This is a genomic window from Novosphingobium sp. fls2-241-R2A-195, assembly GCF_030209485.1.
Classification (GTDB): domain Bacteria; phylum Pseudomonadota; class Alphaproteobacteria; order Sphingomonadales; family Sphingomonadaceae; genus Novosphingobium; species Novosphingobium resinovorum.
Map to the genome: position 1 here is coordinate 66,120 of NZ_JARVRY010000014.1, position 13,208 is coordinate 79,327.

Here is a 13,208-nt window from a genome sequence, read left to right on the forward strand (position 1 = left end):
GAACCCGTAGCCGTAAATAAGGGTTGCGCTATCGTCACAATTGGTAGGCGAGAGGTGTCCTATGGCAGACGATAAATCCCAGCGCGGCGAACCCGATCGCAGCAGGGTCGCGGGCGACGAGGAGTATGAGGTGGACTATTTCGCGCAAAAGCATGGGCTGACGCGCGATCAGGCTCAGGAGCTTATCAATCGCCACGGCAACAATCGTGAAAAGCTGGACGCAGAAGCCGCCAAGATCGCAAAAGGATAGGAATAATATGGCCGCCTGCTTAGCGCGGATGGGCATTATCCTTGTAACTTCATGGCCAAAACAAACCGCAATAGCTCGATCAAGCCTGCTGAATTAAGCAACCCGGGCCTGCTCATTCTCGACATGGTCAACTGCTTCGATTTCGAAGGGGCCGGTGATCTCGAACCCGCAGCCCGGGCCGCTGCGAAATGCGTCCATCGCTTGCGAGCCGCATTCCGCGAGCGAGGTTGGCCGGTCATTTACGTGAACGACAATTTTGGCGAGTGGCACTCGGAAGCTTCCAGCCTTGTCGCCCGTGCGCTTGAAGAGCGAAATCCGGTCACTGAGCTGCTCAAGCCGGGGCCGAGTGATTATTTCATCATAAAGCCGCAATTCTCCGGCTTCTATGCGACAAACCTGCCGGTGCTTTTGCCCCAGCTTGGCGTCAGCAAGCTGGTCCTGAGCGGGATCGCCACGGACATATGCGTCCTATTCACGGCGGCGGACGCCCATATGCGCGAATATGATCTTTGGGTGCCGCGGGATGCTGTCGCTGCGGAGAGCGAAGAACGCGGGCGGTGGGCTTTGGAGATCATGGCGCAAAGCATGAGCGCGCAGACGTCGGCCACTTCCGACCTCACGATCGACGAATGGCTCAATAGCTTAAAGCGCTAAAGCTGGCCCCGCTCCGAACCGGATTGTTTCCCATGCGTTACTATGGGCGATTAGAAGGATTGGGAGGCGTTGATGCGGTGGCTGAAGGATAACGGGCTGACGATCGCGCTCCTTTCCCTCTTTGCAATTTGCATTGTCGGGCAATGGATTTCAGGATGGCATGTCGCATTGGAGGATGCCCGAAGGCACGCGCAGCCCGGCCTGTCCCTATTTGCCTATGCCGCCAGTCCGCAATTTCTATCCTCAGTTTTCGAGAACTGGGAGAGCGAGTTTCTGCAAATGGCGGCCTATGTCGTGCTTACGGCCTTCCTGATCCAGCACGGTTCGGCTGAATCCAAGGATCCTGCCGATCCCGATCGCGACGCAAACCTGGAACGTCAGGCTTATCAGCCCGGTGCCCCAGCCATCCTGCGCAAAGGGCCGGTCTGGCGGGCTCTGTACGCACGATCCCTCGGCCTCGCGCTCGCGCTGCTGTTTGTGGCGTCCTTCGTCATGCACTGGGTGCACAGTGCGCGCGCTGCGGCAGACGAGGCATTGGAGCATGGTGAGGCGCCGCTATCAGTCCTGGCCTATCTCGGCGACGCGCAACTGTGGTTCGAGTCATTCCAGAACTGGCAAAGCGAGTTCCTTTCAACCGCAGTGCTGGTCGTCCTTTCGATATTCCTGCGCCAGCGCGAATCCCCTGAATCCAAGGCTGTCGCGGCGCCGAACCGGCAGACAGGCGAATAGGGGAACGGGCGCACCGTCCTGCGGATTGAAGAAGTCTCGATCGGAGCGGACATGGCAAAAGCTTCAAAAGCAAAAACGACATCGACAGCGGCAGAAAAGCGTCTCGCGAAGTATCGCGAAAAGCGCGATTTCTCGCGAACCGCTGAACCCGCAGGAGCATCCACGCCGACAGCGGGCAACGGATTTGTCGTCCAGAAGCATGCCGCGAGCCGCCTTCACTATGATTTCCGCCTCGAACTGGACGGTACATTGGTCAGCTGGGCGGTGACACGGGGCCCAAGCCCCAATCCTGACGACAAGCGCCTGGCAGTCCGCACGGAAGATCATCCCCTCGACTATGCGCGTTTTGAGGGTACGATCCCGAAAGGGGAATATGGCGGCGGCACCGTGATGCTGTGGGACAATGGCACCTGGGAGCCAGTCGAGGGTAAGGATCCGGGTAAGACATTGGTCGAAGGCCATCTGCACTTTACCCTGCATGGACGCCGGATGCGGGGCGAGTGGATCATGTTCCGTCTCAAGCCTCGCGGGCGCGAAAAGGGCGAAAACTGGATTCTGCGCAAGATCGAGGATGAGTTCGCGGGTGGCTCGGATGATCTTATCGGGCTGCATCTCACCAGTGTGGACAGTGGCCGCACGATGGAAGAGATCGCCGAAGGCAAACCGATCGCGAAACCAAATGCGAAGGCTAAAGCTGCGGAGAGTAAGCCGTTGCAGGGTGCCGCCGCACCGAGCCGACGCAAAAAGAAGGGCAAGCTGCCGCCCTTCCAACCAGTCCAGCTTGCAGCTCTCGTCGATCACGTGCCGTCAGGCGACCGTTGGCTGCACGAGCTTAAATATGACGGCTACCGAACCCTCATCGCCGTCGGCGGCGGCGAAGGTCGTGCCTATACCCGATCGGGGCTCGACTGGTCGGATCGCTTTGCGGGTCTAATCGCCGAGGCAACCCTGCTCAACGTCGATAGTGCGCTGATCGACGGAGAAGCGGTGGTGACGCTGGCCGATGGTCGCACCAGCTTCCAGGCGCTGCAGGCCGCGCTCAAGGATAATCCCGGCGCGATCGACTATTTTGCCTTCGATCTACTGGAGCTGAACGGCGAGGATCTGACTGGTTTGCCGCTGATCGACCGCAAGGAAAAACTGGCTGAACTCCTCGCCGGTCAAAAGGGACGCCTTCGCTACTCCGACCATATCGTTGGCAATGGCGAAAAGCTGCTGACCAGCTTTTGCGATGCCGGATTGGAGGGAGTGATCTCGAAACGCGCCGATGCACGATACAGCGGCTCTCGCAGCGGCAGCTGGGTGAAGACCAAGTGCATACGCCGGCAGGAATTCGTCATCGTTGGCTGGACGCCTTCAGACAAGCAGCGCGGATTCCGCTCGCTGCTCCTCGGCGTCAACGAGGATGGCCAGCTTCGTTATGCGGGGAAGGTGGGCACCGGCTTCACTGCCGACGAGATCGAGCGCCTATTGGAAATCATGGCCCCGCTCGCGCGAAAGGAGCCAACTGTCGAGGCCCCGCGCGCCGCCGTGCGCGGAGCGCGCTGGATCGAGCCGAAGCTTGTCGCGGAAATCGCATATATGGAGTTCACCGATGAAGGCTTCTTGCGTCACCCCAGCTATCTTGGGCTGCGCGAGGATAAGAAACCGGAAGCGGTGGTGATCGAGAAAGAAGCAGCGGTGGACGTGGCCACCGCTGCGCCCGCCAGCACGGTGAAGATCAGCAACCGCGAACGCGTGATCTTTCCAGAAGGCAGGCTCACCAAGGGCCAGCTGGCAGACTATTACGAGATCGTCGCGCCGATCATGCTGCCATGGGCGGGGAGCCGCCCGATCAGTCTGGTACGGTGCCCGCAAGGCCGGGCGAAAAAGTGCTTTTTCCAGAAGCATGACGCCGGCAGCTTTGGCGAAGCAGTAAAGCAGGTGGGTATCCGGGAGAAGGACGGGCATCAGGAAGCCTATTTCTTCGTTGATACGCCCGCTGGCCTGCTGACGTGCGTACAGATGGGCACCATCGAATTCCATGGCTGGGGCGCGCGGATCGAGGACATCGAGAAAGCGGACAGGCTTGTTTTCGACCTCGATCCTGACGAGGGCCTTGGGTTCAAGGATGTCGTTTCAGCCGCGTTCCATGTGCGTGATCTTTTGGCCGAAATGGGACTTACGACATTCCCGATGGTAACTGGCGGGAAAGGCGTACACGTCATCGCGCCCCTCACCCCGTCGGCGGAGTGGCCGACGGTGAAGGACTTTGCCCACCGCTTTGCCATGGCGCTGGAGCAAACGGAGCCGGCCCGTTTCACCGCCGCCCTTTCAAAAGCCAGACGGACCGGACGTATTTTCATCGACTATCTACGAAACCAGCGCGGCGCTACTGCAGTCATGCCCTACAGCGCGCGCAACCGCGAACATGCGCCGATTGCGGTACCGGTAAGTTGGGACGAACTACGCGATCTGGATAAGCCATCACGATGGCATATCGGCGACGGCGCTGAAATGCTGCAGCGCGCATCCTCAAAAAATCTAGCACTGTGGGGGCGGGCCGATCAATTGCTTCCTGATCTTTAGGAGAACCAGGCAAGGCGAAAGAAAAAGGCCGGCAAAGCCGGCCTGAAGTCTGGGAGAGGATGCCTGAAAGGCTTTGCCATATTGCACCTGCGAAGGCGTTTGTGCAAGTGCGAAATGCCTGATTGTCGAAAGGCACCGATAACATCCGTGATTTCGGCGGATGGAGTTCAATACGGAACGCTCTGACGCTGGGCCGCTATCAACCCCCTCGCCAGTGGAACCGGAAAGGCTTCGCGCCTCTTTAGTTTTTGGCTCCCGCTTGTGAAAGGCGGGCTAAATCCAAACGACAGGAGCGTTCATGAACGACCGCCTTGCACTGCAAGATCCGCGCACACAGTATCCGCAGCCGCCCTTCCCAAAGCAGCCGCAGGCGGCACCGGGTATTGCCGCAGAAATGCACCCCAAACCTGACCACGGCGAGGACAGCTATGTCGGTGCGGGCAAGCTCAAAGGGTGAAAAGCCCTGATCACTGGCGGAGATTCTGGTATCGGGCGTGCCGCCGCGATCGCCTATGCCCGTGAGGGGGCGGATGTCGCCATTGCCTATCTGCCCGACGAGGAAAAGGACGCGCAGGACGTCATTGCCCTCATCGAGGCAGAAGGCCGCAAGGCCGTGGCTTTGGTCACTGGCCTGATGGCACGTTCGGCGGCGTTGTTGTCGAGCTCGATCCGTCCGTCGTCGAGGAACCGACTGAAGCCCGCCCAACGTTTAAGCGCATATTTCATCGCGTCACTTGTCGCCGAGCCAGCCATGATGCGGGGGCTGATGGCGGTGAACCAGGCGTGGAGCTGCTCGACCAGCGGACGGCTTCGCTCCTGCCGTACAGCGAGGCGTTCCTCGGGCGGGCGACCACGGAGGTCCTTTTCGATGCCGTAGATCCTGGCGATGCGCTGCAACGCATCCTGCGCGATCGGAGCATCACTGCCCGCGTCGACAAACTTACGTCGCAGGTGCGCCCAGCAGTAGGATTTCCAGACGCCAGCATTGGCGCGGTCATCCTTGCCGAACTGGTCGTAGGCTTGCCAGGCATCGACCTGCAGGATGCCCTGATAGGCTCCCAACAGCTGTCTGGCCCACATGGCCCCGCGGCCGGGCATATAGGTGTAGAGCGCCAGCGGCGGATCGGCACCGCCATGGGGCCGGTCGTCACAGACGATGACCCACATGTAGCCGGTTTTGGTCTTGCCGGTCCCCGGTGCGAGCACCTTGACGGTGGTTTCGTCTACGAACAGCCGTGATCGTGCAAGTGCATCCACGCGCATCCGGTCGACGATCGGCAGCAGCGCCGCAATGCCCCGGTCAACCCAGTTGGCCAGCGTGGCACGGCTGACCTCGATGCCTTGCCGCGCGAAGATCTTCGACTGGCGGTAAAGTGGAAGGTGGTCGCAGTATTTGTTGATGAGAACATTGGCGATCAGCGCTTCGGTCGGCAAGCCGCCCGGCACCACGCGCGCCGGTGCCGGGGCCTGGTGTACGCCATCGGTACAGCACCGGCATGCATAGCGGGGCCGGATCGTCACCATGACGCGGTGCTGCGCCGGGATGATGTCGAGCCGTTCCGCACGGTCCTCACCGATCTTGTGCAGCGCCTCGCCACAGGCGCATTCCAGGCTATCGGGTTCGATCACCACCTCGAAGCGCGGCAGATGCGCCGGCAGCGATGCGCGCTGCGTGTCGGCGGGGCGGCGTTTGCGAGGCACGAGGCCATGACGCTCGGTTTCTTCGTGTATCTTATCCTGCAGGCCTTGGGCCTCACCAAGGGCCACGGCCTGGTCTTCCAGCGTCAGTGCGAGCTGATCGGCAGGAAGCTTCTCCGAACGCTTGCCGAAGGTCGTGCGGTTGATCAGTTTGAGGATATGCTCGAGCCGCGCTGCGCGGGCGCGCTCGGCCAGCAGCATCGCCTTGAGCTGCCCGACATCGTCGGGAAGCTCGTCGTATCCGGCTTCTGCGCCGGTCGCTGCGGGGAGTTCTGGATGCGCCGCCACGCCTGCATTCTAGCGGATTTTGCCTCGCGAGGAACAGCCTTGCGCCAAGCAGAATCACGCATGCGGCCTACTGCGCATGGAGCGGTTTGGGTACGCGCGGCACGTGCACGCGCGACCAGTCCAACCCCTCGATCAGCGCCGAGGCTTGCGCCGCCGACAGCTTCATCACCCCGTCGCCCGGGCGTGGCCAACGGAACTTCCCATCGTGCAGGCGTTTGGTCACCAGCACCAGCCCGGTGCCGTCCCAAACCAGAAGTTTGATCCGGTCCGCCCTGCGCGCCCGGAAGATAAACAGCATGCCTGAGAAGGGATCGAGTCTGAGCTCGCGCTCGACCAGCGAGGCAAGGCCCACCATCCCTTTCCTGAAGTCCACGGGCTGCGTTGCGACCAGTACCTTCAGGGGGCCGGGCGGGATGATCACGCGCTCACCCGCGCGGCCAACAACACCCGCTCGATGTGATCCGCGCTCACGTCGGGCGGAATGCGGATCAACAGCCCGCTTGCCTCGACGATGATCTGGCCGCTCACTGGTGCCACTGCCGCGCTGGACAACTCGTCGACCTTTCCGCGCTCGACCATCGCAGGCACAAAGGTCATCGCCTCTGCGCGCTCCCGCAATCCGCGTCGCCATGTGTACAACTGCTGCGGAAACATCCCGTGGCGGCGCGCCACCGCTGACACATTGGCGCCCGGCTCCAGACTTTCCGCGATGATCTGCGCTCGCGCCTCGGGCGTCCAGTGTCGCTTGCCCCGCGGGCTTTCGATCACGTCAAGCCGCTGCACCTGACCCGGGGCGTTCGTTTCGAAACATGTTTCGAAATTAGTTTCATCACTCACTGGTAACCTCGCCATTCATTGCGGCGAAACTACCAACCTCGGAGCATCTGAAAATGTGGGGGATTTTTACCGCTTACATTTATTACTGGAGCCCCAATCGTCCTGCGTGTCCCTTGTCCCGGAACCGACGCTCCGTGACATGAGGCGATCCACATGGCGCGCATGTCGGAAAACCCAATTATCGTGATATCCGTGCCAGCGCCCAATCCGTCAGTGTTTGTCGGACATTGTGAGTGATCGGGGGCCGCGTGATCATATGTGCAGCAGGATCGTCGCGCGATTGTGGTCGGCCCTGACCGGAATCATGTGTTTTGCGGCAGTCGGCTACGCGCCCATCCCGGTCACTTAACTGCTCGGACACGGCCCCCAGAAGCGGTCGCTCGCTGAGGGACGAGATCGACAACCAGGAAGGACGGGGCTTGGGACGAAGCTGTCGTTCGCAGGTCCAGCGGCGAACGTCGGCTCTCGGCTGAAGCGGACAAGAGAGGCGCGACGGACCTCGATCGGGGAACGACAAGGGTTGGCCGGTCGGCGACCGTCCGGTTAGGAGTCGGGTTGTTAGAATAGCTGACGCTCGCGCGGCGTCGGCCCAGACCAGAGCCAGTCGCTCAGATTAAGCACCGTGAACCACCGCTTCTGACAGAAACTGCTACTCATGCAGTTTCATCAGAATCAATTCTATGCCTGCGAGATATTGGCACGGCGCTATGCCAGTTTGGGAGACGGACACCATCTGTTTTCCGTCTTTTGGGATTGATCAGGCTGTCACTTCTATCGCGTTGCTTGGGATATCTAACTTTACGCGTTGGTCTGCCGAGAGTTGAAGCGTAGCACCTCCGAGATTGCTCTGCGCTTGCCCCAATGTGCGGGGCCCGATGATCGGCACGGCGCCATGGCCCATGGTCCAGGCAATAGCGACCCGGTCCGGGCTGGCGCCGAGTTCCTGCGCGATTGCCAGCAGAGCATCGACCGTTCCAGTACGCACTGCGCTATTTTCCGCCTGGAAGACGCGACCGCCAAAGCCTTCCTTCCGGCCGGTCTCGCCCTTGCGATACTTGCCGGTCAGCACGCCGCCGCCTAGCGGCGACCAAGTCACCGGTGCGATTCCCAGCGCCTGACACGCAGGGAATAGATCGGCCTCCGGTTTGCGATGCACCAGACTGTGCTCGAACTGGGCAGCAGCAACCGGCACCGCATTTGTAAGAGCGGCGATAGTGGCGGCGTGGGCCAGTCGCCACGCGGGGAAATTGGAGAGCCCGGCATAGAGGATCTTGCCTGCGCGGGCTAAATCGTCGAGGCCGCGCACGATCTCTTCCGATGGCGTGGCCGTATCGGGATGGTGGACCCAGTATAGGTCAATCCGGTCGGTCTTGAGGCGCTTGAGACTGGCTTCGACCGAGGCGACCATCGCCTTGCGACTGTTGCCCGTGACGAGGCGGTTCGGCGCAGGCACGGCGCCGTTGGCGAACTTGGTTGCCAACACGAAATCTTCGCGGCGCCCCTTCAGCAGGTCGCCGACGATCTCTTCGGACTGGCCGAACTGATAGACATCGGCGGTGTCGATGAAATTTCCCCCCGCATCGACATAGGCATCGAAGATCGTGCGGGCGGCGTCAGCGTCGGCGCCATAACCCCAGCCCGTCCCGAAATTGCCGGTGCCAAGTGCAAGGCTAGAAACCTGAAGGCCGGTGCGGCCGAACGTCACATAGTCCATGTTCGTATCTCCGTGTCGACCGCTCAAGCGGCGAGGAAGGCCCTGACCTTTTCGAGGAAGGCCTCATGATACTGAAAGATGCCGCCGTGCCCGGCATCGGGGTACAGCACGAGATCGGCATTCGAGATGCGCCGCGCGAGTTCGCGTGAATTTTCGGTAGGGACCATGATGTCATGATCGCCATTGGCCACGAGAACAGGCCGGCGGATCGTCTCCAACGGTTGCGGCGCCTGACGCCCCCACGCCTCGATCGCCTTGAGCTGGCGTGCGAACGCGCTGAGCCCAACCGTCTTGTCGCGGTCCGCCTTGCGCATCTTCAAGCGTTTCAGAAAAGCCTTGGCAGCGCTGTGGCTCTGCCTGCTCGCCGTGAAGAACAGATAGGTCTTGGGGGCACGGAAGGTGAGAAGTCCCTTCAGGATCAAGGGCCAGGAAACCGAGCCGACCTTTCCAATGCCGACGCCGCCGGCCGGCCCGGTGCCGGCTGATATCGCCCGCCGCACCAGATCTGGTGCATCGAGCAGGATCTGCTGTGCGACGAAGCCGCCGAGCGAAAAACCGATCAGATCGACCTGTTCGAGGCCGAGCGCCCGGATCGCTGCGACCATGTCCGCTGCCATTGCGGCAACGGTCAGCGGCGGTTCTCCGCCCGATGCGCCAATGCCGCGATAATTCATGGCATAGACCGGCCTGTCGGGGGCTAATCCCGTGACAATCGGCGGATCGAAATTGTCGAGGTTCCCCCCCCAGTGGTTGAGCATCACGACCGGCACGCCGGCTTCCGGTCCGAGACGGCGATAGGCAAAGCGTGTTCCTGCCGCCTCGAGATGGCGGGTCTGCACGGTGTTCCAGTCATCCCGGCGCTGTGTCATGATCCGGCGGTGCCCTGCAGACTGACGACGACCTTCCCCTTAGCGTGGCCTCTGTCGACATAAGTCATGGCGTCATTCAACTTCCCGAACGGAAAAGTACGATCGACCACCGGACGGATTGCCCCATCCTCGATCAATTTGGTAATCTCGCCGAGTTGCGCGCCATCGGCGCGCATGAACAAGAACGAATAATCGACACCCACACGCCTGGCTTTTCGGCGAATACCGGCGCTCATCAGGCGTAGGACCAGACGAAGCACTGCGTTTAGCCCCTGTGCCTGCGCAAAGGCGGGGTCGGGCGGCCCCGAAATCGAGATCAGTTGGCCGCCGGGTTTGAGCACCTTAAGCGACGCCTCCAGTGTCTTGGCATCAAGGCTGTTGAGCACGACATCGTAGCCCGACAGCAGCGCCGAGAAATCCTGGGTCCTGTAATCGATCACCACGTCCGCGCCGAGGCTACGCACCAAGTCGGCATTGGCCGCGCTGGTGGTGGTCGCGACGGTGGCGCCAAGATGTTTGGCAAGCTGGATCGCGATCGTGCCGACGCCGCCCGACCCGGCGTGGATCAGGATTTTCTGCCCGGCCTTTAACTGCGCCTGTTCGACCAGCACCTGCCAGACGGTGAGCGCGACCAGTGGCAGTGAGGCCGCGTCCTCCATCGAAAGGTTGGCAGGCTTGTGGGCCAGATCGGCTTCGTTGACCGCGATGCGCTCTGCAAACGTGCCGATCTTACCATCGCGAGGGCGCGCATAGACGGCATCACCCGCCTTGAAGCGTCGCACATTCGAGCCGACCGACAGGACGACCCCGGCCAAATCGTGACCCAACACGAAAGGGGGCTTGTACGGCAGGATCGGTTTGAACGCACCGTCGCGAATCTTGCCGTCGAGCTGGTTGAGCCCGGTCGCCTGGATTTCGACCAGCACTTCGTCCGCGCTGGGTACCGGATCGGGCAGATCGCCGAGACGAAGGGTCTGCCCCTTACGGTAGCGATCCAGAATATAGCCCTTCATGGCATCTTCCCCTTGTGGTCGATCACGCCGCCGTATCGGCGTTCGCTACAGGGTAATCGATGTACCCCTTTGCGCCGCCACCGTAGAGGGTGGCGGGATCGAGATCGGCCAGCGCAGCGCCGGATTTCAGGCGTTCGACCAGGTCGGGATTGGCGATGAAAGGCCGCCCGAAAGCGATCACGTCGGCTTCGCCCTTCGCCAGATGCGCCTCGGCCAGCGCGTGATCGAAGCCGTTGTTGGCAATGTAGGTGTTGCGGAACGCTTTGCGCAGTGCTGCGAAATCGAACGGAGCGACGTCGCGCGAGCCACCGGTCGCGCCTTCGACGACATGGATATAGGCAATGTCCAGCTTATCCAACTGGGCGACAATATAGTCGAATTGCGCCTGCGGATCGCTGGACGAGATACCGTTAGCGGGCGACACGGGAGACAGGCGGATACCGGTGCGGTTCGCGCCGATCTCTCCGGCCACCGCCGCTACGACCTCGAGCATCAACCGGGCCCGGTTCTCGACCGAGCCGCCATAGCTGTCGCTGCGCTGGTTGGCGCCGTCCTTGGCGAACTGGTCGAGCAGATAGCCGTTGGCGCCGTGAATTTCCACGCCGTCGAAGCCGGCCGAGATCGCATTGGCGGCGGCCTGACGGAAGCTCTCGATGATGCCTGGGATCTCAGCGAGTTCCAGCGCGCGCGGCTCGGACACATCGGCAAAGCCGTTATTCACGAATGTCTTGGCATCCGCCCGGATCGCCGAAGGCGCTACAGGCGCTTCGCCGCCATGGAGATCGACATGGCTGACCCGCCCAACATGCCACAGTTGCACGAAGATACGGCCGCCCTTGGCATGGACGGCATCGGTCACCTTGCGCCAAGCGGCGATCTGTTCGGGCGTGTAGAGGCCGGGGGTATCCTGATAGCCTTGGGCCTGCGCTGACACCTGCGTCGCCTCGGTGATGATTAGCCCGGCGCTGGCGCGCTGGGCATAGTACTCAGCCGCAAATTCGCTTGGCACCAAGCCTGCACCTGCGCGATTGCGGGTCAGCGGGGCCATCACGATGCGGTTGGCGAGCGTGATACCGCCAAGGTCATAGGTCGAGAAAAGTGAGGTGCCGGTCATAAGTGGTCGTCCCTTCGTGTCGATATGGCGAAAGTTCAGGCGACGTAGCGCGATGCGGGCTGCGTCGTGCCGAAGCCGGGGAGCATCGCCTTGCGGGCGCCATCAAAGGCATCCCACAACGTGCCATCATGCAAAGGCGGGATGGTGACGCCCTCGCGCTTGTCGAAGCCGACCAGCGCCGCATCGACCAGATCGTTCACGTCCATCATCGGCGGCAGGTTCGCCTCGTCGGCACCGGCACGCCCCCACAATTCCGTGCGGGTCGCGGCGGGAAGTACCGCCTGAACATACACGCCCTTTGGCCCAAGCTCCAACGCCAGTCCCTGCGACAGGAACAACACGAACGCCTTGGTTGCCCCGTAGACTGACATACCCAGTTCCGGCGCCAGTCCCACGACCGAACCGATGTTGATGATCGCGCCATCCCCGCGTGCGGCCAGGCGGGGGGCCACTGCACTGGCGAGGCGCGTCACAGATGTGGTGTTGAGCGCGATCAACTGTGTGATCGTGTCCGTGGGCTGATCGACGAAGCTGCCGTTCAGACCAGCACCTGCGTTGTTCAGGAGGATGCCGATCCGATCGTCATCGCGCAGCCGCGCCTCCACCGCTGCGATCTCGTCGGCGCGGGTCAGGTCGGCAGGCAAGATGTCGATCGACACGCCGTTCTGCGCGCGCAGGCCGGTTGCCATCGCCTCCATGCGGGCGACGTCGCGCGCAACCAACACCAAATCGTGGCCGCGCCGGGCGAACCGATCGGCATATGTGGCACCGATCCCGGTCGAAGCGCCGGTGATAAGAACTGCAGGTTTGGTCATCGCATTGCCCTTTTTCAGAAGGTCACTATATTTATGATGGTCATCGCGTTTCCATAAATGTGATGATCATCATGAAAGTGTCAATGGGGATCGCGGAGATTTTTCGATGAGGGTCAGTCGTGAGCAGATGGTGGAAAATCGCGCACGCATCCTGCGTGAGGCTAGCCGCTTGTTCCGCGAGCACGGCTTCGCTGCCGTTACGGTAGCGGATGTGATGAAGGCTGCAGGACAGACCCATGGCGGTTTCTACAGCCACTTCGCGTCGAAGGATGATCTGATCGCAGCAACGGTCGCCGCGGCGATGACGGGCGAACGCAGCGGCATGGCGGATCTGGAGACATGGACGGATGCCTATCTCTCGACCCTACACCGCGATCATCCCGAACAGGGGTGCCCGACCGCAAGCCTTGCTGGGCTGATGCGGCAACAAGCGCCTGCAGCGCGTGGTGCGATGGCAGTGGGACTGGAAGCGCAAATTGAACGTTTTGCGGCGGCGCTCCCCGGCGGCGATCATGCCGAACGCCGCCGCGACGCGATTGGTCGATGGTCGGCGATGGTCGGCGCAGTGGTTTTGGCGCGTGCGGTGGACGATCCGGCACTTTCGGATGAACTGCTTGCCGAGACGCGCGCCTGGCTCTCCGAGAAGGCCACGGGATAAG

At 61.7% G+C, this 13,208-nt stretch carries 13 protein-coding genes and 1 pseudogene; 6 read left to right on the forward strand and 8 right to left on the reverse strand.

The genetic code is table 11. The features are described from left to right. The first annotated feature begins 61 nt into the window (after window positions 1–61). The 5 genes and pseudogenes from QRN25_RS12295 to QRN25_RS12315 all read left to right on the forward strand — a co-directional run. The gene (locus tag QRN25_RS12295) at window positions 62–250 is read left to right on the forward strand and encodes a DUF3606 domain-containing protein (RefSeq protein ID WP_285019727.1); all 189 of its coding nucleotides are present in this window, start codon (window positions 62–64) and stop codon (window positions 248–250) included. Window positions 251–301: 51 nt separating this feature from the next. Beyond that, window positions 302–904 (forward strand): cysteine hydrolase family protein, encoded by a 603-nt coding sequence (locus tag QRN25_RS12300; RefSeq protein WP_285019728.1) that lies wholly within the window; start codon window positions 302–304, stop codon window positions 902–904. Between the two features lie 72 nt (window positions 905–976). Beyond that, window positions 977–1,633, forward strand: coding sequence for a DUF6766 family protein (locus QRN25_RS12305; RefSeq protein ID WP_285019729.1), 657 nt, complete (start codon window positions 977–979; stop codon window positions 1,631–1,633). A gap of 51 nt (window positions 1,634–1,684) precedes the next feature. Then, window positions 1,685–4,201 (forward strand): DNA ligase D, encoded by a 2,517-nt coding sequence (gene ligD, locus QRN25_RS12310; protein ID WP_285019730.1) that lies wholly within the window; start codon window positions 1,685–1,687, stop codon window positions 4,199–4,201. A gap of 298 nt (window positions 4,202–4,499) precedes the next feature. Next, window positions 4,500–4,823 (forward strand): annotated as a pseudogene (locus QRN25_RS12315) (SDR family NAD(P)-dependent oxidoreductase); the annotation flags it as partial. On the opposite strand, the gene tnpC reads toward QRN25_RS12315, so the two are convergent. The 8 genes from tnpC to QRN25_RS12355 form a co-directional block, all read right to left on the reverse strand. After that, the gene (gene tnpC / locus QRN25_RS12320; RefSeq protein ID WP_285019760.1) at window positions 4,745–6,100 is read right to left on the reverse strand and encodes an IS66 family transposase; all 1,356 of its coding nucleotides are present in this window, start codon (window positions 6,098–6,100) and stop codon (window positions 4,745–4,747) included. The pseudogene QRN25_RS12315 and the gene tnpC overlap by 79 nt on opposite strands. Before the next feature lie 154 nt (window positions 6,101–6,254). Then, window positions 6,255–6,608 (reverse strand): IS66 family insertion sequence element accessory protein TnpB, encoded by a 354-nt coding sequence (tnpB, locus tag QRN25_RS12325; protein WP_011608149.1) that lies wholly within the window; start codon window positions 6,606–6,608, stop codon window positions 6,255–6,257. Beyond that, window positions 6,605–7,024, reverse strand: a complete 420-nt coding sequence (gene tnpA / locus QRN25_RS12330; RefSeq protein WP_285019731.1) for an IS66-like element accessory protein TnpA — start codon at window positions 7,022–7,024, stop codon at window positions 6,605–6,607. The genes tnpB and tnpA overlap by 4 nt, the downstream gene beginning before the upstream one ends. Window positions 7,025–7,781: 757 nt before the next feature. Continuing rightward, window positions 7,782–8,738, reverse strand: coding sequence for an aldo/keto reductase (locus QRN25_RS12335; protein ID WP_285019732.1), 957 nt, complete (start codon window positions 8,736–8,738; stop codon window positions 7,782–7,784). A 23-nt stretch (window positions 8,739–8,761) separates the two neighbouring features. Further along, complete coding sequence (locus tag QRN25_RS12340; RefSeq protein WP_285019733.1) at window positions 8,762–9,607, reverse strand: alpha/beta fold hydrolase; 846 nt, start codon at window positions 9,605–9,607, stop codon at window positions 8,762–8,764. Next, window positions 9,604–10,620 (reverse strand): NADP-dependent oxidoreductase, encoded by a 1,017-nt coding sequence (locus tag QRN25_RS12345; protein WP_285019734.1) that lies wholly within the window; start codon window positions 10,618–10,620, stop codon window positions 9,604–9,606. The genes QRN25_RS12340 and QRN25_RS12345 overlap by 4 nt, the downstream gene beginning before the upstream one ends. Before the next feature lie 22 nt (window positions 10,621–10,642). Beyond that, a complete protein-coding gene (locus tag QRN25_RS12350; protein ID WP_285019735.1) occupies window positions 10,643–11,734 on the reverse strand; it encodes an alkene reductase in 1,092 nt (363 codons plus the stop codon). 35 nt (window positions 11,735–11,769) lie between these two features. Beyond that, on the reverse strand, window positions 11,770–12,549 hold the full coding sequence (locus QRN25_RS12355; RefSeq protein WP_285019736.1) for an SDR family NAD(P)-dependent oxidoreductase: 780 nt from the start codon (window positions 12,547–12,549) through the stop codon (window positions 11,770–11,772). 106 nt (window positions 12,550–12,655) lie between these two features. Between QRN25_RS12355 and QRN25_RS12360 the strand changes: the two genes are divergently transcribed. Next, window positions 12,656–13,207 carry a TetR/AcrR family transcriptional regulator gene (locus tag QRN25_RS12360; protein WP_285019737.1) on the forward strand — a complete coding sequence of 184 codons (552 nt, stop codon included), beginning with the start codon at window positions 12,656–12,658 and terminating at the stop codon, window positions 13,205–13,207. The last annotated feature ends 1 nt before the right edge of the window (window position 13,208 follow it).

What these genes read in the sequence shown, in the direction of transcription:
- QRN25_RS12295 (WP_285019727.1), top strand. Translation starts at nt 62, where the DNA reads ATGGCAGACGATAAATCCCAGCGCGGCGAACCCGATCGCAGCAGGGTC.
- QRN25_RS12300 (WP_285019728.1), top strand. Translation starts at nt 302, where the DNA reads ATGGCCAAAACAAACCGCAATAGCTCGATCAAGCCTGCTGAATTAAGC.
- QRN25_RS12305 (WP_285019729.1), top strand. Translation starts at nt 977, where the DNA reads ATGCGGTGGCTGAAGGATAACGGGCTGACGATCGCGCTCCTTTCCCTC.
- ligD (WP_285019730.1), top strand. Translation starts at nt 1,685, where the DNA reads ATGGCAAAAGCTTCAAAAGCAAAAACGACATCGACAGCGGCAGAAAAG.
- tnpC (WP_285019760.1), bottom strand. Translation starts at nt 6,100, where the DNA reads ATGCTGCTGGCCGAGCGCGCCCGCGCAGCGCGGCTCGAGCATATCCTC.
- QRN25_RS12335 (WP_285019732.1), bottom strand. Translation starts at nt 8,738, where the DNA reads ATGGACTATGTGACGTTCGGCCGCACCGGCCTTCAGGTTTCTAGCCTT.
- QRN25_RS12340 (WP_285019733.1), bottom strand. Translation starts at nt 9,607, where the DNA reads ATGACACAGCGCCGGGATGACTGGAACACCGTGCAGACCCGCCATCTC.
- QRN25_RS12345 (WP_285019734.1), bottom strand. Translation starts at nt 10,620, where the DNA reads ATGAAGGGCTATATTCTGGATCGCTACCGTAAGGGGCAGACCCTTCGT.
- QRN25_RS12350 (WP_285019735.1), bottom strand. Translation starts at nt 11,734, where the DNA reads ATGACCGGCACCTCACTTTTCTCGACCTATGACCTTGGCGGTATCACG.
- QRN25_RS12355 (WP_285019736.1), bottom strand. Translation starts at nt 12,549, where the DNA reads ATGACCAAACCTGCAGTTCTTATCACCGGCGCTTCGACCGGGATCGGT.
- QRN25_RS12360 (WP_285019737.1), top strand. Translation starts at nt 12,656, where the DNA reads ATGAGGGTCAGTCGTGAGCAGATGGTGGAAAATCGCGCACGCATCCTG.